This window comes from Chitinophaga lutea, assembly GCF_003813775.1.
GTDB lineage: Bacteria > Bacteroidota > Bacteroidia > Chitinophagales > Chitinophagaceae > Chitinophaga > Chitinophaga lutea.
In genome coordinates, this window is record NZ_RPDH01000001.1 from 2436432 (window position 1) to 2454761 (window position 18330).

General features: G+C 52.7%; 14 protein-coding genes. 13 read left to right on the forward strand and 1 reads right to left on the reverse strand.

Going from position 1 to position 18330, the window contains the following annotated elements:
• The 5 genes from EGT74_RS09855 to EGT74_RS09875 all read left to right on the forward strand — a co-directional run bounded on the left by EGT74_RS09855 (position 1) and on the right by EGT74_RS09875 (position 7228).
• Positions 1 to 2415: an ABC transporter permease gene (locus EGT74_RS09855; RefSeq protein WP_123846336.1), complete on the forward strand. Its 2415-nt coding sequence runs from the start codon at positions 1 to 3 to the stop codon at positions 2413 to 2415.
• Positions 2416 to 2441: 26 nt separating this feature from the next.
• Complete coding sequence (locus EGT74_RS09860) at positions 2442 to 3104, forward strand: ABC transporter ATP-binding protein (RefSeq protein WP_123846337.1); 663 nt, start codon at positions 2442 to 2444, stop codon at positions 3102 to 3104.
• A 149-nt stretch (positions 3105 to 3253) separates the two neighbouring features.
• Positions 3254 to 4702: a TolC family protein gene (locus tag EGT74_RS09865; protein WP_158618077.1), complete on the forward strand. Its 1449-nt coding sequence runs from the start codon at positions 3254 to 3256 to the stop codon at positions 4700 to 4702.
• Between the two features lie 31 nt (positions 4703 to 4733).
• On the forward strand, positions 4734 to 6119 hold the full coding sequence (locus EGT74_RS09870) for an efflux RND transporter periplasmic adaptor subunit (RefSeq protein ID WP_123846339.1): 1386 nt from the start codon (positions 4734 to 4736) through the stop codon (positions 6117 to 6119).
• 89 nt (positions 6120 to 6208) lie between these two features.
• On the forward strand, positions 6209 to 7228 hold the full coding sequence (locus tag EGT74_RS09875) for an NAD(P)H-dependent glycerol-3-phosphate dehydrogenase (RefSeq protein ID WP_123846340.1): 1020 nt from the start codon (positions 6209 to 6211) through the stop codon (positions 7226 to 7228).
• A 74-nt stretch (positions 7229 to 7302) separates the two neighbouring features.
• Here the strand turns inward: EGT74_RS09875 and hemW are convergent, their stop codons facing one another.
• Entirely contained in the window at positions 7303 to 8427 is a 1125-nt protein-coding gene (hemW, locus tag EGT74_RS09880) for a radical SAM family heme chaperone HemW (protein ID WP_123846341.1), read from the reverse strand.
• Positions 8428 to 8558: 131 nt separating this feature from the next.
• On the opposite strand from hemW, the gene EGT74_RS09885 reads away from it, so the two are divergent.
• From EGT74_RS09885 to EGT74_RS09920, 8 genes are all read left to right on the forward strand, one after another.
• Entirely contained in the window at positions 8559 to 9488 is a 930-nt protein-coding gene (locus EGT74_RS09885) for a DUF4271 domain-containing protein (protein WP_123846342.1), read from the forward strand.
• A 159-nt stretch (positions 9489 to 9647) separates the two neighbouring features.
• Positions 9648 to 10310 carry a uroporphyrinogen-III synthase gene (locus EGT74_RS09890; RefSeq protein WP_246008166.1) on the forward strand — a complete coding sequence of 221 codons (663 nt, stop codon included), beginning with the start codon at positions 9648 to 9650 and terminating at the stop codon, positions 10308 to 10310.
• 133 nt (positions 10311 to 10443) lie between these two features.
• Entirely contained in the window at positions 10444 to 12486 is a 2043-nt protein-coding gene (locus tag EGT74_RS09895) for a thioredoxin domain-containing protein (protein ID WP_123846344.1), read from the forward strand.
• A gap of 394 nt (positions 12487 to 12880) precedes the next feature.
• Positions 12881 to 14176 (forward strand): T9SS ring complex lipoprotein PorK/GldK, encoded by a 1296-nt coding sequence (gene porK / locus EGT74_RS09900; protein ID WP_246008167.1) that lies wholly within the window; start codon positions 12881 to 12883, stop codon positions 14174 to 14176.
• A 99-nt stretch (positions 14177 to 14275) separates the two neighbouring features.
• A complete protein-coding gene (gene porL, locus EGT74_RS09905; RefSeq protein WP_246008168.1) occupies positions 14276 to 15007 on the forward strand; it encodes a type IX secretion system motor protein PorL/GldL in 732 nt (243 codons plus the stop codon).
• A gap of 52 nt (positions 15008 to 15059) precedes the next feature.
• The gene (gene porM, locus EGT74_RS09910; RefSeq protein ID WP_123846346.1) at positions 15060 to 16601 is read left to right on the forward strand and encodes a type IX secretion system motor protein PorM/GldM; all 1542 of its coding nucleotides are present in this window, start codon (positions 15060 to 15062) and stop codon (positions 16599 to 16601) included.
• Positions 16602 to 16621: 20 nt separating this feature from the next.
• Positions 16622 to 17671: a type IX secretion system ring subunit PorN/GldN gene (gene porN / locus EGT74_RS09915; RefSeq protein WP_123846347.1), complete on the forward strand. Its 1050-nt coding sequence runs from the start codon at positions 16622 to 16624 to the stop codon at positions 17669 to 17671.
• 84 nt (positions 17672 to 17755) lie between these two features.
• Positions 17756 to 18328 carry a Crp/Fnr family transcriptional regulator gene (locus EGT74_RS09920; RefSeq protein WP_220392833.1) on the forward strand — a complete coding sequence of 191 codons (573 nt, stop codon included), beginning with the start codon at positions 17756 to 17758 and terminating at the stop codon, positions 18326 to 18328.
• Positions 18329 to 18330: the final 2 nt, after the last annotated feature.

Below are 18330 nucleotides of genomic sequence, written 5' to 3' on the forward strand. Positions count from 1 at the left end.
ATGATCAGGAACTATCTCAAAATCGCCTGGAGGAGCATCTGGAAATCGAAACAGGTGTCCGCCATCAATATTGTCGGCCTCAGCGTGGCCATAGCCGTGTCGTTGCTGCTCTGCCTGACGGTGTACCGTGAATTTACGTTCGATAAATTCCATGTGAACCGGGCGGATATATACCAGCTTTGCATTGAAGAAAATTATCCAGATAAACCCCGTGGTCATGCGAATATGTCGACGCCCATGGCGCCGGCACTGATGACGGAGATTCCGGGCATTAAGGCGGTGGCGCGGGCGGCGAACGACCCCGCGAGCATGCGTACCGAAGGCGGTTTGCCGGAAGGCGTGGGGCTCCTCAGCGTGGACAGTTCTTTCCTCAACATGTTCACATTTCCCGCTATCAGCGGCAGTACCCGGCTCGAACAGAACGATGTGGTGATTACGGAAAAAACGGCGGAGCGGTATTTTAATTCGGACAATCCCGTTGGCAAAACCGTTTTACTGCGCCTCGGGCAAAACTGGAAGAGCTTTAAAGTGGCCGCTGTGCTGAAAAACCCTCCCGATGAAAGCAGTATCCGCTTTGATGTGCTGACGCGTATCGAAAATAACCCGGGATATGCGGAGAATCGCGACGAATGGGAGAACTTCTGGCACAACACCTTTGTACAGCTGCAACCCGGCACTACGGCCGCGACTATCGGGAAGTATACGCCGGCCTTTATGAACACGCATTTTGAAGAGAAAGTGAAAGAGATGCAAAAGCAGGGCGCGAAGCCCGGCCGTTATGGGAGCGTAGTAGGGCTGGGGCTCATACCGATGGAAGACGTGCATACCGATCCGCGTTCTACCCTCAGTAAAGTAAGAACGTCCGTGCTGTACATGCTGCTGTTCATTTCCGCTTTCCTCCTGTTCATCGCCAGCATCAATTTTATGAACCTCACCATGGCGAGGGCCTTCACCCGCGCCAAGGAAGTGGGGATGCGCAAAATGCTGGGGGCGGCCAAATTGCAGCTGATGATGCAGCTGTGCGGCGAGGCGATGATATTGTTCTTTATCTCGCTGGTGATCGGCCTGGGCATCGCTTTCACCCTGATGCCGTCTTTCACCTCCTTCCTCAACAACAAACTGTCTTTTGCGCTGTTGCTGAAGCCCGAAATCATCACTGGCATTGCACTCAGTTTTATTTTGATCTCGCTGCTGGCCGGTGGTTACCCGGCCATGGTGCTGGCTAGCTCCAAAACACTGCAGGTGCTGAAAGGGAAAATAAGCACCGGCAGAAAACACTACCTCCGCAATTCGCTCATCGTGGCCCAGTTCGTGATCTCATGCATCATGATCTGTTGCACCATCGTGGCCTGGCAGCAAATGAACTACCTGGGAAATAAACCCCTCGGCATCAATACGCATGAGGTGGTGAGCATTCCCGTGGGGCCCGAGAACAACGGCCACCAGGTACTGCAACGCATGCGTGCGGCGCTGAAACAATACAGCGACATACAGGCTGTTTCCGCGTCGGGCTCCAACCTGGGCCGCGGCCGGGACGGGAGCCAGTCTACCTCCCTCGTCACCTTCAACCTGAAGGAAAAGGAGATGATGACCCACATACAGAGCGTGGATTACGACTACGTAAAAACCGTCGGCCTGCAGCTGATCGCGGGCAGAGACCTGAGCCCCGCATTTGCCGGGGACTCCACGGCCATCGTGATCAACGAAAACATGGCCCGCCAGCTGGGTGAAAAAGACATCATCGGTTACCAGTTCAGGTTCAACGCAGACGACAAGCTGCCTTATACCGTGGTGGGAGTGGTGAAGAATTACCACTTCAAATCGCTGCACGAAGAAATAGCGCCCATCTCGCTGTTTCTGAACCAGGCCAACGAGCCGCCGTCTTATGTTTTTGTGAAAGTGGCGCCCGGCAACCTGAATGGGGCCATGCAGAAAATAGAGGCCGCCTGGAAGAGCGCCGCGCCAGGCACGCTATTCAACGGTTCGTTCCTCGATGAAAACACCAACCGGCTTTATAATGAAGAAAAGAGACTGTCGAAGATATTCGTGAGCGGCGCCATTCTCACCATTCTCATTTCCTGCATGGGGCTGTTTGCCATTGCCATGATGGCGATTGGCCAGCGCACCAAGGAAATCGGCGTGCGGAAGGTGCTGGGGGCGAGCGTAGGGAGCATTACCACCCTGGTGTCGAGAGATTTTCTTAAACTCGTATTGCTGTCGATCGTCATTGCCATCCCCATCGCCTGGCTGCTGATGAGCCAATGGCTGAAAGGATACGCCTATAGCATCCAGCTGAATATTTGGGTATTTTTGGTAGCCGGCATCATCGCCCTGCTGGTAGCGGCTTTCACGATCAGCTTCCAGACGGTGAAAGCGGCCCTGATGAACCCTGTGAAATCATTACGAACGGAATAAACTTATCAACATACTTAATTACCACCATGATTCAATTACGCAACATCACGAAGCATTACCCGGTAGGGTTTGGGAAACAGGAAATTCTGAAAGACGTGAACCTGCACATCCATGAAGGGGAGTTTGTGTCTATCATGGGCCCGTCCGGCTCGGGGAAGTCTACCTTGTTGCATATACTCGGTTTGCTGGAAGAGCCTTCCGAAGGCGACTATTATTTCCAGGGAGAACTGGTGCAGAAGATGAACGATAAAAAACGCACCCAGCTGCACCGGGGCGCCATCGGCTTCGTGTTCCAGGCTTACCACCTGATCGACGAGCTGACGGTGTATGAAAACATCGAAACGCCCCTGTTGTATAAAAACATGCCCGGTTCCGAACGGAAAAGCCGGGTGGCCGATATACTCGACAGGTTTAACATCGTTGCCAAAAAAGACCTGTTCCCCAACCAGTTGTCCGGCGGCCAGCAGCAGCTGGTGGGCATTGCGCGGGCCATCGTGGCCGAGCCGGCCGTCATTTTCGCCGATGAGCCGACCGGGAACCTGCATTCCGACCAGGCCAAATCCATTATGGAGCTGTTCGCCGAACTGAACAGGAACGAACGCATTACCATTGTACAGGTAACCCACTCGGACGTCAATGCCGCATACGGGAACCGGATCATCCAGATAAAAGACGGGAAAGTGCAGTAAACACTTTTTGTAAAATCCGTAAGTTAAAAACTCATCATATGATGTTTTGCCTTAAATTCGTGTGGCCCCGCGCCACACCTAATAACAATTTGCCATTTATCAAGAAAGCGCGAAAGGTGTTATTTCAATTAATATATTTTTGTCAGGATATGAAATTAAAGTCCGCTGCAATTGCATCCATCTCAGTAATGCTGCTTTTTGCGAACCCACGCCCCCTGGCTGCCCAGGATGCCTGGAGTTACCAGCGTTGTGTGGACTATGCGCTCGCCCATAACCTGACCTTGCAGCAGAGCGTGCTGCAGAAGCGGCTGGCCGAGCTTACGCTGAAACAGAACCGGCTGTCGCAGTTGCCCACGCTGAACGCCGCTATGAACGGCGGTTATCGCTTCGGCCGTTCCATCGACCCCACGCAGAATACCTTCGTGACCCAGTCGCTCTTCAACTCCGGTTTCTCCATCGATATGTCGGCCGACATCTTTGGATGGTTCACCAAACAGAACGCCATCGCCGCGTCCAAATACCAGCTGTATGCCCAGAACTTCCTGCTTGACAAAGCGCGGAATGATATGGGGATGAACATTGCCAATGCCTTTTTGCAGATCCTGCTGGCCAACGAGCAGGTGAAAATCGGCAAGTCGCAGGTAGCCCTCAGCCAGGCGCAGCTTGAAAACACAAAGAAATTGGTGGCCGCCGGCTCCGTGCCCGAAAGCAACCAGGCCGATATGGAAGCACAGCTGGCCCGCGACAGCTCCACGCTCATTACCGCGAAGAACAGCGCCATTACCACGGTGTTGCAGATGAAGGCCCTGTTGAACCTCGAGTTTACCGTGCCTTTTGAAACGGAACTGCCTGAAGCAGCGTTGAGCGCACCGGTGCTGAACCTTGCCGAAACATCTCCGGAAATGGTGTTCAGCGCGGCCCTGGCAAACCAGCCGCAGTATAAATCGGACGAAATGATGGTGAAAGCCGCCGACCGCTCCCTTGCTTCCGCCAAAGGCGCATTGTATCCCAGCCTGCGTTTCGGTGCAGGCGCCGGTACCAGTTATGCGAATACGAACAATGAACCTTTCGGGGTACCCCGGCCAAAAGTAGATACGGTAGGTGTTGTGGATATCAACGGCACCAGCTATAAAGTGGTGAAGCCCGGTTTTGAAAGGCCCGGCACCCGGCTGATTCCCTTTCCAGACCAGATCAGCAACAACTTCGGCCAGAACGTGGGACTCACCCTCAGCATCCCCATCCTCAACGGATGGCGCCAGCGCGGGGAAGTGGAAAGAGCCAGGATCGAGGTGGAGAACCGCAAGCTCACCATGGATGTAAACCGCCTCAAACTACGTCAGGACGTGTATACCGCACATGCCGACGCCGTGGGCGCCCTGCAGAAATACAATGCGGCCATCACCACCGAAAGAGCGTCGCAGAAAGCGTACGACTTTGCCACCAAACGTTTCGAGGTGGGCCTGATGAATTCCGTAGAGTACATTACAACACAGACAAACCTTTTTAAAGCGCAGATCGATCGTGTATCTGCCCAATACGATTACATATTTAAAGTAAAACTGCTGGAATTCTACCGCGACCAGAAAATATCGCTGTAGCGATTGCCGGACACAGAAATACCTAGCGTATATGAAGAAGAAGAAACTGCTTTACTGGACCATCGGAGGCGTAGCACTTATCATAGTGCTGTTCTTGTTAGCCAAAGGCTCCGGGAAAGACGATGGCACCAAAGTAGCGGTAGACAAGGCTGCCAAAAAAGATATTATCGAAGTGGTTTCCGCCAGCGGCAAGATCTTCCCTGAAATCGAAGTGAAAGTGAGCTCCGACGTTTCGGGAGAGATCACCGACCTCACCGTGGAAGAAGGCGACTCCGTGAAGAAAGGTCAGGTAGTGGCGAAAATATACGCGGATATTTACGGGTCCATGCGCGATCGTGCGGCCGCCTCCGTTAGTCAGCAGCAGGCGGAGCTCGCCAACAGCAGCGCCACCCTCAATGCATTCAAAGCCAAGCTCGACCAGGCCAAAGCCGCCTTCGACCGGAATAACGAGCTGCTGAAACAGAAAGTGATTTCCCGCCAGGATTTTGAAACCGCCGAAGCCACCTACAAGGCGGCCCAGGCTGATTACAATGCCGCCGTGCAGCGCATCAACAGCAGCCGCTATGGCGTGGCCAGTGCGCAAGCCAACCTGACGGAAGCCAATAAAAACCTCGGCCGTACCACCATCACGGCGCCGATGAGCGGCACCGTTTCCCTGCTCTCCGTTAAAAAAGGCGAACGCGTGGTAGGTACCGCGCAGATGACCGGTACGGAAATGTTGCGCATTGCAGACATGAATACCATGGAAGTACAGGTAGACGTAGGCGAGAACGATATTCCCAAAGTGAAATACGGCGATTCCGCCATCATAGAAGTGGATGCCTATAATAACCGCAAGTTCAAAGGCGTGGTAACGCAGATCGCCAGTTCCAGCAAAGGAGCGGCTTCTTCCGCCGCCACTTCTTCCGCCGAGCAGGTAACAAACTATGTGGTGCACATCCGCATCGTTCCCGAATCTTATAAAGACCTGGTAGACCCCGTCAACGGGCGCCGGTTCCCCTTCCGCCCGGGCATGAGCGCCAATGTGGACATTCAAACCCGCACTGAAAAACAGGTGCTGACCATCCCCATCAACGCTGTAACTACCCGCAACCCGGCAGACACTGCCAAGGGCGGCAAGGATAAAAAAGATAAAAACGAAGCCAAACCCGACAACCAGAACACCGCAGGCGGCGATACCGGTAATGAAAAGAAAGACTTCACCGAAGTGGTGTTCGTGCTGCAGAAAGACAATACCGTTAAAATGGTGGAAGTAAGCACCGGCATCCAGGACGATAACAACATCCAGATCACCAAAGGCCTGAAAGAAGGGGAGGAAGTGGTGAGTGGCCCGTACACGGCCATTTCCAGGACGCTGGAGAACGGCAAGAAGGTAAAGGTGGTGCCCAAATCCCAGCTCTTCGAAGGCGGTAAATAACCGCCGCTATATAAGTGATCGCAAAAGCCGGGAGTTTCCCCGGCTTTTGCTTTTTTGTTACATTGCATGAAATTTAGGACACGTTGAGCATGGGAAATCATATCGGTATTATTGGAAGCGGCAGCTGGGCAACGGCGCTGGCGAAGATACTCACAGACAACAACCAGCACATTCACTGGTGGATACGCAATGAAGAAACCATCCGCCACATGCAGCTGCGGCATCACAACAAACATTACCTCACCTCCGTCTATTTCGATACCGGCCTTTTACAACTGAACCACCGGGTGGAAGAAGTAGTGAAAGCCAGCGATACGATCATTCTGGCGGTCCCTTCCGCTTTCCTGCGTACTGTGCTGGAAACGCTGCCCCCCAATGCATTTGAAGGGAAAAAAGTGGTGTCGGCCATCAAAGGCCTTGTAGCCGGTACTAACCAGCTGATCAACGATTACCTGGCAGACGCATTCAATCTGCCACTCGAACAATACTTCACGATTACGGGCCCCTGCCATGCGGAAGAAGTGGCCAACGAAAAATTGTCTTACCTCACCTTTTCGGGTGTAAATGCCGCGGAAACGGAAACCCTGGCCGCGCGCTTCAATAACAGCTACCTGCAAACCATCGTCAATAAAGACGTGATGGGCGTGCAGTTCGCCTCCGTACTCAAAAACATCTATGCCATGGGTGCCGGTATTGCGCACGGCCTCGAGTACGGCGACAATTTCCTGAGCGTGTTCATTACCAACTGCTTCCGCGAAATGCAGGAGTTCCTGGAAAAATACGAACAGAACCAGGCGGGGTCGGGCAAAGAGCCGATGGTGCACAACTACAACGCCAGCGCCTATCTCGGTGACCTGTTAGTGACCTGCTATTCACTGCACAGCCGCAACCGCACTTTCGGTAACATGATCGGCAAGGGGTATAGTGTGAAAGCCACGCAGCTCGAACTGAACATGATCGCGGAAGGTTATTACGCCAGCAAGTGCATCTACGAAATCAATGCGCAAATAGGCGCGTATATGCCCATCGCGCAAAAAGTATATGCGATCCTGTGGGAGCACCTGCATATGGAGGAAGCGTTCCTGGAACTGGAGAAGGGGCTGATTTAAAGGTATGGTGCGTTGGAACATCGTGTCGGGATGCCAACCACGGCCGCTTCGGAAAATCATTGGCTGCAGGGAATCTAAAAGAACATCGCAGCCGCGATGCCGTCTGCAAAGAACTTGCCTTCGCGGGTGAGGCGCAGCGCGGCACCTTCTTCACGCATCCAGCCTTTTTCGATAAACTCTTTGCCCGCTGCATGCAGCTGGCGCTGCTTTTCGACGCCGAAGCGCTCGGCCACCGTATCAAGGTTGCAGCCTGCTTCCGTGCGCAGCGAGATCATGATATACTCGTTCAGCGCCATCTGCGGACTGAGGATTTCTTTTTCGAAAGCCGGGCTGCCTTTGCGGATGCCCTGTATGTAGAGGGCGTTGTTGGCCACATTCCACTGCCGCGACGTGCCATTGAACGAATGGGCGGAAGGGCCGAGGCCGAGATAGGGCTTACCCTGCCAGTAGCTGCTGTTGTGCCGGGAACGCTTGCCGGGCAGCGCAAAGTTCGAGATCTCGTAGTGCTCGTAACCCGCTGCTTCCAGCCAGCGCATCAGCATTTCAAAATGCTGCGCGGCCCGGTCGGGGTCGATGGCCGGCATTTTATGATGCTGGATAAAATGGTCGAGTGCCGTGCCGGGCTCCACCGTCAATGCATAGCAGGAGAGGTGTGGTACACCCAGCTCCACGGCCCTGGCCACGTTTTGCTGCCAGTGTGCGTCGCTGAGGGTAGGCCCGCCGTAAATCAGGTCGATGCTGAAATTGTCGAAGCCCGCCGCACGTGCCTGCCGCACGCATTCCTCCGCCTGTTGGGCATTGTGAGCGCGGTTCATCCAGCGGAGGTCTTCTTCAAAAAACGATTGTATGCCGATGCTCAGGCGGTTGATGCCCGCCGTACGCAGGCCTTCAAGGGTGGCTGGCGTCAGATCGTCCGGATTGGCTTCAAGGGTGATCTCCGCATCGGGGGATACCGCGTAATGCGCTTTTAGGGTATTCAGCAGGCCGCTGATCGCGGCCGGCGCCAGGATGCTGGGCGTGCCGCCCCCAAAATAGATGGTTTCCACCGGCCGGCCTTCCAGATAACCCTTTTGCATGGCCGCCTCCATGTGCAGGCATTCCACCATTTCGTTGCGGTGCTGCAGCGAAGTGGAAAAATGGAAATTGCAATAGTGGCACGCTTTTTTGCAGAAAGGAATATGTAGATAAATACCGGCCATGATCTGTTTTAAGAAAGAATTATCGCGATAATTTGCAAACCTCGAAAATACATGTGAGTTTTGTTGATATTTTTGGAACAAGAATAGTTAACAGCATAAAAACTGAATCGTTGCGTACCTGGTTGTTGTTCATGTTGATGATATGTAGCGCGCTGCCGGCATGGTGCCAGGCAGACAGCGCCCGGCGCCCCCGTACCGCCACGGTCCGGCAACAGGCGCCCAAAGTTACGGCGGATTCTTTGCATAAAGCCGATTCACTGCGGGTGGCCGACTCGCTGAAAGCCGCGGCCCTGCCGAAAGTGCACGCGTACGACACCATTCTTCAACGCCTCGCCAGAACCAACCGTTTCCTCAATACCGAAGGTAAAACCCTGCAATACGACATCAATCCGGTAAGGCCGGACCCCGGCCAGGACTGGCTCGTATACCTCGTGGGAGGCGTGCTGCTGTTGCTGGGCGTTATCCGTACGTCGTACCTGAAATATTTCTCTGACCTCTTCAGGGCCTTCTTCAATCCCACGCTCAGCCAGCGGCAGCTCAAGGATCAGCTGTCCCAGTCGCCCTTCCCCAACTTCCTGCTGAACTTCTTTTTTGCGATCAGCATGGGGCTGTATCTCTACCTGCTCATGTACCGGCTCAATTACCCGACCGACGCCATTGCATGGATGCTGATTCCCGGCCTGATGGTGCTGGTGGGGGTGATCTACCTGGTGAAGTACATGGTGCTGCGTTTCTGCGGATGGCTGTTCGGCAACGAAGAACTGATCGATGCCTATGTGTTCATCCTGTACCTGATCAATAAAGTGCTGGGGATAATGCTGGCGCCGTTTTTAGTGGTACTGGCCTTCTGTAAGCCCGAAATAGCCGGTACCTGCCTCTATATTTCAATATTTTTTATAGTGTTACTGGTTGTGTACCGGTATGTAAGATCTTATTCGCTGATCCGTCAATATCTCTCTTTCAGCAAATTGCATTTTTTTCTTTACCTTTGCGCATTCGAAGTAGTGCCGGTTTTAATAATTACAAAGGTACTTTTACTTTGGTTAACTGGTAATCCGTAAGATTACTGCTATTGTTAAAACAAGAGCAAATTACGTATGATAAAAGGCGGGCCAAAAAAAGATTTGCAGGAGAAACAACTAACGATCCTAATTTCCCAACCTAAGCCAGAGACAGAGAAATCACCTTATTTTGACTTAGCGAAGAAATTCAACGTTCGGTTGGATTTTCATCCCTTTATCCGTGTAGAGGGGGTTCCAGGTAAGGATTTCCGGAAGCAGAAAGTGGACATCATTACCTATACTGCGGTAATCTTTACCAGCAGGAATGCAGTGGACCACTTCTTCCGTATTTGTGAAGAGCTGAAAGTGAAGGTGTCTCAGGATTGTAAGTACTTCTGTATTACAGAAGCCGTTGCGTTATACCTGCAAAAATTCATCCTCTATCGGAAGCGCAAGGTATTTTATGGGGCAGATGGCACCACCAAAAGTCTGCTGGAAGTGATGAACAAACACCGGGAAAACGAGAAGTTCCTCTTCCCCAGTTCAGACAGCCAGAAAAAAGACATTGAAGAGTGGATGAAAGCCAACAAGTGCGAGTATGCCACCGCCTCATTGTACAAAACCGTTTCAAACGACGTGAAAGAAGTGCTGACGAAAACGGAATATGATATGATCGTGTTCTTCAGTCCTTCCGGCGTAAAATCCCTGTTTGAAAACGTACCCAAATTCAAACAGAACGGAACCTGCATCGGGGCTTTCGGTCCCACTACTTCCGCTGCAGTGGAAGAAGCCGGCCTCCGGCTTGATGTAAAAGCCCCTGCACCCCAGGCGCCTTCCATGGTAGCCGCACTGGAGCAGTTCCTGCAGAATCTGAAAAAGTAATAACATCACATAATTTTAAGGGAGCATTGTACGATGCTCCCTTTTTTCGTTTTACATTTGAAACGAAATGCCCGTTGCTGCTGAAACAGCAGTAATGCGCGGTGCATATTTCCTCATACAAATTCCCGAAGACATGAATCACCTGGCCAAGGAAACCAGTCCTTACCTGTTACAGCACGCCCACAACCCCGTTGACTGGTACCCCTGGGGCGAAGAAGCCCTGCAGCGCGCCGAGCGGGAAGACAGGCCCATCCTCGTCAGTATCGGATACGCTGCCTGCCACTGGTGCCACGTCATGGAGCGGGAGAGCTTCGAAGATGCCGGTGTGGCCGCCATCATGAACGAGCACTTCATCAATATCAAAATAGACCGCGAAGAGCGGCCCGACATCGATCATATTTACATGGACGCGCTGCAGGCCATGGCCGGTTCCGGCGGATGGCCGCTGAACGTGTTCCTGCTGCCCAACCGCCAGCCTTTCTATGGTGGCACGTACTTCCCTCCGAAAAAAGCCTTCAACCGCCCTTCGTGGAAAGAAGTGCTGATGGCCGTGGCCGACGCATTCAAAACCAAACGCGACGAGCTCGAAAGCCAGGCCTCCAATCTCACGCAGCACCTGCACCAGAGCAACCAGTTCGGTATGGAGGCGGTGAACATGCAGCTGCCCAAGGACGAACTGTTCACGCCCGCGCAATGCAAATCCATCACGCTGGCCATCATGGGGCAGGCGGACAAGGAGTGGGGCGGATTCGGCCGTGCGCCCAAGTTTCCGGCGTCGTTCACCATCCAGTACCTGCTGCGTTATTACCGCACCGAAAAAGACGAAACCGCGTTGCAGCAGGCTTTGCTCTCGCTCGACAAAATGGTGTACGGCGGCATTTACGACCAGCTGGGCGGCGGCTTTGCACGGTATTCCACCGATGAAAAATGGCTGGCCCCGCATTTCGAAAAGATGCTGTACGACAATGCCCTGCTCACCGATACGCTCTGTGAAGCCTGGCAGCTTACCGGCAAACCCGTATATGCGCGCACGGTAGCCCAAACGCTCGAATTCATACAGCGCGAAATGACCTCGCCTGAAGGCGGGTTCTACGCTGCGCTCGACGCCGATTCGGAAGGGGTGGAAGGCAAGTTTTACGTATGGACGCTCGACGAGGTGGAAAGCCTGCTGGGCGAAGATGCGCCCGCGTTTTGCGCTTATTACGACGTGAGCCGCCACGGCAACTGGGAAGACGTGAATATTCTCTGGGTGCCCCGCGCACCGGAGCTGGTGGCCGCGGAACTGGGCATGCAGCCGGAGGAGCTGGAAGCGCACATGGAAAAATGCAGGCAGGTGCTGATGGAAGCCCGCAGCAAACGTATCCGCCCGGGCCTCGACGATAAAATCCTGCTCGGCTGGAATGCGCTGATGATCCATGCCTGTTGCAAGGCATACGCGGCTTTCGGGGAAAAACGCTGGCTAGCGATGGCTGAAAAGGCCATGATCTGCATCTGGGAAAAAATGAAGCAGCCCGGGGCAGCCTCTGCATTCTGGCATACGTATAAAAAGGGAGACGCCCGTTACCCGGCGTTTTTGGACGACTATGCCTATCTCATCCGTGCGCTGATTGCGTTACAGGAAGTTACGGGCGATCTGGGCTGGCTGCAAAAAGCCGCCGGCATCACAGAATTTGTGACCGAACAATTTGGAGACGAAACTGCGCGTTATTTCTATTACACCGCCACCGGGCAGGCCGATGTGATCGTGCGGAAAAAGGAAGTGTACGACGGGGCGGTGCCCAGTGGCAACGCCGTGATGGCGCATAACCTTTGGCATCTGTCCGTTGTGTATGACAGGAAAGACTGGGCCGAAAGGGCATTGGGCATGACCGCCAGCCTCTCCGGGTCGGTGGTGCGTTACCCCACTTCGTTCGGTGTGTGGGCCGCCATGATGCTGCGGCTGGTGCAGGGAACCCCGGAACTTGCGGTGGCCGGCCCTGCCTACAGGGAAATGATGGATGAACTGAACAAGCTGTATGTGCCCGGCAAGGTGTTGCTCGGGTCCGATGAAAACCAGGAGAGCATCCCGCTGTTGCAAAACCGGCTGCAGGCGGGGAAAACACTGATCTATCTATGCAAAGATTATCATTGTATGAAGCCTGCGGAATACATATCAGAAATTGTTAATTTAATCTGATATTTGTTGTAATTTGCGCTCCCTTTGATATATTTGAATTTCGAGCCCAAAATTAACATTGAATATTTCGAAATAAATATTATATTTATATTCAATGCGACTATATCCTTGACAGGCAAGCCTTTAGAGACAGACCCCCAGGGCATGCCGCCATGGTTGAATAAAAAAAGCGACGGCCGGGTACATAATAAAATGTTAAAAGCCGCGTTTAAATGTGTTACGTGGGTCTGCAGAGCGGGAATTGAAAAAGTTGTGGGAAAACTAACTACGGATTAAAATTATTTATTACATTTGCTATCTTTCTGATAAACAACCAGGTGAAAAGTGTGACTAAAAAGATATATTGCGCGTGGGCCAATGCATCTGGCAAGGTTAAAAGAAAATTCGTATTCTAATGAAAGTCACCCTTATGAAGCTTAATTATTGCAGTGGGCTGATGGTTATGCTGCTGCCGGTACTGCTGGCCAGTTGCGGTGGTGGTAAAACCCCGAAAAATGCGCAGGGACAGCTGATTGGTGTTAGTCCCCGCCCGAAATACTCCCCTCCCGTACCTTATGGAATGGTGTATGTACCTTCCGGCACATTTCACATGGGTCCCAGTGATGAGGACGTGAACTATGCCTATACCGCCAGGAACAAAGCCATCTCTATCTCAGGGTTTTACATGGATGCTACGGAGATCACCAACAATGAATACCGCCAGTTCGTATACTGGGTAACGGATTCCATTGCACACGTGCTCATGGGCCATGTGAAAAACGAAGACGGGCAGGATTATGTGGACTGGAAACAGAAAGTGAACTGGAAAGACAAGGCGACCTACGAAAAGGTGGACGCCATGATCTATTCGGCGGAAGACCGTTTGTACGGCCGCAAGGAAGTGGATGTGCGCAAGCTCCTCTACCACCAGGAAACTTTTAACTGGGAGAAAGCCAAGCTCCGTGAGAATAAAGACAAACCCCGTTCTTCCTTCATCGAAAAGAAAGACGTGGCCATTTACCCGGACACGCTCTGCTGGATTCGCGACTTCTCTTATGCATATAACGAGCCCATGACCCGTATGTACTTCTGGCATCCGGCGTTCGACAACTACCCGGTAGTTGGCGTAACCTGGCACCAGGCAAGTTCATTCTGCGAATGGCGCAGTAAATTCTGGGAAGACTACCGTGCTTCCAAGAAGCAGTTTACGGAAGACAAGTTCCAGCTGCCTTCCGAAGCACAGTGGGAATATGCAGCCCGCGGCGGCCGCGAACAGGCGCCGTATCCCTGGGGTGGTTATTACATCCGCAACAAAAAAGGCTGTCTGCTCGCCAACTTCAAACCCGGCCGCGGTAACTATCCGGAAGACGGCGGTTTTTACACCGTGCGCGCCGATGCTTACTGGCCCAACGATTACGGCCTGTACAACATGGCCGGCAACGTAGCGGAGTGGACGCAGGACATCTTCTACCAGAATGCCTATTCTTTCACTTCCGATATGAACCCTTATCTGAGAATGGATATTGCCGACAATGCGCCCCCGCGCATGAAACGCAAGACCGTAAGGGGCGGCAGCTGGAAAGATATCGGGCACTTCCTGCAGAACGGTACGCGCTCTTACGAGTACCAGGACAGCGCAAAATCCTACATCGGGTTTCGCTGCACCATCGCGTTCCTGAGCAGGTCTAAAAATGACTTTAACCGTAAATAACCATTATAGGAATTAATAGCTGAAAATCACACTACTATGGCAAACCTGAAACGAGCTTTTTACCTTTTAATCACCCATAAACAATTTTAACCTATGGCTATGAATCCTAACACAGCGAAATGGCTCAACTTCTTCGTATGTATCGGCGCATCTGTCGTGATCGTCGGAGCCCTGTTCAAATTGCAACACTGGCCTGGTGCTGACGTAGCACTGATCCTGGGTCTGAGTGTGGAAGCACTGATCTTCTTCGTGTACGCTTTTGTACCGGATACAAGCGCGCCGGCAGCCCCTGTAGCAGGTGTGGCAGGTACGCCCGCACTGGCGAACATGGACAAGATGCTCCAGGAAGCAGACATCACGCCGACCAGCCTTACCCGCCTGAGCGACAATTTCTCCAAACTGGGTCAGACCGTGGACAAAATGCGCGACATCAGCGACGTGGTAGCCGCCACCGGCGATTATACACAGAAAACACGCGAAGCAGCCAGCGCCATCGGCTCTGTAACGCAGGCCTACACCAGCGCAGCAGCTGCGGTGTCTTCTTTCAACAACGCATCCGAATCTACCCGCCACTTCCACGATCAGGTGCAGTCAATGACCAAAAACCTGGCCTCATTGAATGCCATCTATGAACTGGAATTGCAGGATACCAATAACCACCTGAAGGCGATGAACACCTTCTACAGCAACCTCCTCTCCGCATCTCAGGCTATGAGCGGCAGCGTGGACGATGCTAAGAAAACACAGGAGCAAATCAGTCTTCTCGCACGCAACCTTGGTAACCTGAATACCGTTTACGGTAACATGCTCACCGCAATGCAGGGCAGATAGGTAACGCAATAGTAACCAAACAAGAGACATTCATTAAAACTTGTAATTAACTATGGCTTTACCAAAAGACCCCAGGCAGAAGATGATCAACTTCATGTACCTGGTACTAACGGCCATGTTGGCATTGAACGTGTCCGCAGAAATTTTGAACGCATTTGATATCGTAAATAATTCTATCAATACCTCCAACACCTCCATCGACAACAAAAATGAGGTGACCTATAAACAATTTGCCAAACTGATGACTACAGACGCGGCGAAAGTAGGTCCCCTCAATGAAAAGGCCAACAAGGTGAAAGCCCTGTCTGCGGCCGCCCATACCTATATAGAAAATCTTAAAAAAGAAATTATCACCGCGAGCGGCGGGTTGGACGAAAAAGGAGAAATTAAAGGAAAAGACAACCTGGATGCTGCTACGCGCATCATGGAAAATCAGAAGAAAGGCCCCGCCCTGCAAAAGGAACTGGCCGATCTGCGTCAGCAGCTGCTGGCAGTGATCAATCCGAAAGACAAAGCGGCTTTTGAAGCCAACCTGCCTTTGAGGGTGAACGATCCGGAACTGAAAGGACCCGTGAAAAAAAGCTGGACGACGTACCACTTTAACATGGTGCCCTCCATTGCTGCCGTAACCATCCTGGGTAAATTCCAGAACGATATCAAGAACTCCGAAGCGATGATCATTGACAAATTGTTGAAGGAAGTATCCGAAGACGATTTTGTGTTCGACAAGCTGGAGGCGTTCGTATCATTGAACTCTAAAAACTTTACCACCGGCCAGGAGCTGGAAGCCAAAGTGGTGATGGGCGCTTACAGCAGCACTGTAAACCCTACCATCGTCATCAACGGCCAGCGCGTGGAAGCAGAAGCAGGTAAGGCTACATACCGCATCCCCGTAGGCGCCATCGGCGACCATACCATTTCCGGCGTGGTGGAACTGATGAAGCCCAACGGCGAAAAAGTAACGAGCCCCTTCTCTGAAACCTACAAAGTAGGCGCTTCTGCGACTTCCATCTCCGCCGATAAAATGAACGTATTATACGTAGCGCTGCAAAACCCGATCTCCATCACGGCGGCGGGCGTACCGGCGGAAAAAATACAGGCTTCCATCAGCGGCGTTCCGGGCGCTTCCATCTCGAAAAGAGGTGCGGGCGAATTCATCGTAACTGTTGGCGGCACCGGCAAAGCGGTGATTTCCGTATCAGCCGAAGTGGACGGGAAAGTGAAAACACTCGACTCCAAAGAGTTCCGTGTGAAAAGCATTCCCGACCCGGCCATGAAAGTTGGGTTTGCGAAAGGCCCGACTATTAAGGCTGCGGACTTTAAGGCACAGGGCGGTTTGCGCGCTGACCTGGAAGACTTCCTCTTCGACGGTGTAAGGTATGCCGTAGTAGGTTACCGTATGGGTATCGAGCCGAAGGGCCGGGAATACGTGGAAGGTGAAGCCAATTCTGAATACTGGCCGAAAGACGCCGGTATCCAAAATGCTATACGAGGCCTGAAACCGGGCGACCAGGTTTACTTTGACAACATCAAGGTAAAAGGCCCCGATGGCAGGGTTCGTGCGATGCAGAACATTAATTTCAAGATCAATTAAAGAAAAAAAATTACTGGGCTATGCGAGCAGTAATATTGAAAAGAATCAGCTGGGGTGCATTTTTAATGCTGGTATTGGCAGCTTCGGCCGACGCACAATCGCGCCGCAGGGGTGCAACTAACCCGCCTGCCAGCAATCCGCCTGCGCAACAGCAGCAGCAACCCGTTACCAATCCCGCTACCGGTAATACGGTAACGCCTCCCGCCGCGCCTCCCCAACAGGCGGCCCCGGCCGGCGTACCGCCTTCCCTCCGGCAGGATGGTATAGGGACCCCGGTGGATACCCCGCGCAAATCGCTCCGTATAGATGGTGTTTCCGAAAGAGCCCCGAACCGCGACCGTGTGCCCATTGCATACGACCACATCCGCGAAGACGACAAGTTCTGGGAGAAACAGATCTGGCAGGTAATCGACGTGCGCGAAAAAATGAACCTCCCCTTCCAGTACAACGTGGAAGATGAGAGCGGGGTAAACCAGCTGCTGATCAATATTCTGCTCAATGCAGTCAAAAACAAGGAAGTGGAAGCCTTCAGTGCTGTGGACGACCGCTTCAGCACCCTGATCTCTTACGACGAAATCATGACCCGCCTTTCCGGTGAAGTGAGGTCCGTAAGAAGCGTAGACCCCGTAACAGGAGAAGAAAAAATGGTGGAAACCAGGGACGAATTCAACCCCGAAGCCATCAAACAATACAAGATCAAGGAAGTATGGGTATTCGACCAGGAAGCCTCCGCGTTGAAAGTACGGATACTGGGCATCGCGCCCATGGTATCCCGTATGAACGACGACGGCACCTTCAGAGGCGCGCTGCCTTTGTTCTGGTTATACTACCCCGACCTGCGCCCTGTTCTGGCCAAATACGACGTATACAACCAGAATAACGACGCAGCTACCATGACCTGGGAAGACCTGTTTGAAATGCGCTTTTTCTCCAGCTTCGTAGTGAAAGAAAAGAACGCCTTCAACCGCGAAATCAGCAACTATATTAAAGACGGCGTGATGCGCCTCCTCGAAGGGCAGGCCATCAAAGACAAGATCTTTAATAAAGAACAGGACCTCTGGGAATATTGATCTTATATCATCGTCAAATCCTGTCAACAATAATGAAGCTGCCTCCGCACGGAGGCAGCTTTTTTTATGATATATTGCAACTGTATGCAAGCCCTCCGTTCGGCCATCAACGCAGTATTACCGCTCCCGGAAGAGGAATGGGAAGCCCTGGCGCCCTGCTGGCAGCCCGTGAGCCACAAACGCAAAACCGTGCTCACCGCCGCCGGTGAAACGGAGCGGTACGTGTATTTTGTGCTCGATGGCGTGCAGCGGGCGTTCTGCATCGCGGAAAACCAGCGCGAAGCCACGCTCGTATTTTCCTACACCGGCTCTTTCTCCGGCATCATCGATTCCTTTTTCCTGCAGCAGCCTTCGCGGTATTACCTCGAAACCCTCACCCAAAGTTCTCTGCTCCGCATCGGGTATAACGACATGCACCGGCTGATGCAGCAATACCCGCAAATCATGGCCTGGGTACAGCGCAGCACCATGCTGGCGCTGGCGGGCGTGATGGAACGGCACATCGAAATGCTCACACTGAACGCGGAAGAGAAATTCCGCAGCCTGCTGGCCCGCAGCCCCCATGTGCTGCAGCTCATCCCGCATAAATACCTCGCTTCGTACCTTGGCCTCGACCCGGCCACTTTCAGCCGCCTGCTCGGCGGCATACGGCTGTAAAC

What these genes read in the sequence shown, in the direction of transcription:
- EGT74_RS09875 (WP_123846340.1), top strand. Translation starts at nt 6,209, where the DNA reads ATGGGAAATCATATCGGTATTATTGGAAGCGGCAGCTGGGCAACGGCG.
- porL (WP_246008168.1), top strand. Translation starts at nt 14,276, where the DNA reads ATGAATCCTAACACAGCGAAATGGCTCAACTTCTTCGTATGTATCGGC.
- EGT74_RS09895 (WP_123846344.1), top strand. Translation starts at nt 10,444, where the DNA reads ATGAATCACCTGGCCAAGGAAACCAGTCCTTACCTGTTACAGCACGCC.
- porM (WP_123846346.1), top strand. Translation starts at nt 15,060, where the DNA reads ATGGCTTTACCAAAAGACCCCAGGCAGAAGATGATCAACTTCATGTAC.
- EGT74_RS09920 (WP_220392833.1), top strand. Translation starts at nt 17,756, where the DNA reads ATGCAAGCCCTCCGTTCGGCCATCAACGCAGTATTACCGCTCCCGGAA.
- EGT74_RS09860 (WP_123846337.1), top strand. Translation starts at nt 2,442, where the DNA reads ATGATTCAATTACGCAACATCACGAAGCATTACCCGGTAGGGTTTGGG.
- porN (WP_123846347.1), top strand. Translation starts at nt 16,622, where the DNA reads ATGCGAGCAGTAATATTGAAAAGAATCAGCTGGGGTGCATTTTTAATG.
- EGT74_RS09855 (WP_123846336.1), top strand. Translation starts at nt 1, where the DNA reads ATGATCAGGAACTATCTCAAAATCGCCTGGAGGAGCATCTGGAAATCG.
- EGT74_RS09885 (WP_123846342.1), top strand. Translation starts at nt 8,559, where the DNA reads ATGTTGATGATATGTAGCGCGCTGCCGGCATGGTGCCAGGCAGACAGC.
- EGT74_RS09865 (WP_158618077.1), top strand. Translation starts at nt 3,254, where the DNA reads ATGAAATTAAAGTCCGCTGCAATTGCATCCATCTCAGTAATGCTGCTT.
- hemW (WP_123846341.1), bottom strand. Translation starts at nt 8,427, where the DNA reads ATGGCCGGTATTTATCTACATATTCCTTTCTGCAAAAAAGCGTGCCAC.
- EGT74_RS09870 (WP_123846339.1), top strand. Translation starts at nt 4,734, where the DNA reads ATGAAGAAGAAGAAACTGCTTTACTGGACCATCGGAGGCGTAGCACTT.
- porK (WP_246008167.1), top strand. Translation starts at nt 12,881, where the DNA reads ATGAAAGTCACCCTTATGAAGCTTAATTATTGCAGTGGGCTGATGGTT.